This is a genomic window from Bhargavaea sp. GQ12, from assembly GCF_059758705.1.
The window spans coordinates 1-246 of the sequence record NZ_JCAXEU010000067.1 but is presented as its reverse complement, the minus strand read 5'-3'; the positions used below and the strand labels follow the sequence as shown (position 1 = coordinate 246).

Below are 246 nucleotides of genomic sequence, written 5' to 3'. Positions count from 1 at the left end.
GTGGACATCGACTTGGAGAAATTCTTCGACCGGGTCAATCACGACCGACTGATGTCGACTCTTGCAGAGCGGATTCAGGATAGGCGGCTTTTAAAACTAATTAGGAGCTTCCTGAATTCAGGTGTTCTGGAGAATGGCCTTGTCAGGCCAGTCACGAAGGGAGCGCCGCAAGGCGGACCCTTAAGTCCGCTTCTTTCCAACATTGTCCTTGATGAACTGGACAAAGAATTGGAGAAGCGCGGCCAC

The 246-nt window shown here is 51.6% G+C and carries 1 protein-coding gene; it reads left to right on the top strand.

Annotated elements, in window-relative coordinates; translation table 11 throughout:
* Positions 1 to 246: reverse transcriptase domain-containing protein (locus tag AC6CHQ_RS16420; RefSeq protein WP_498082082.1), on the top strand; the 246-nt coding region annotated here is incomplete at both ends.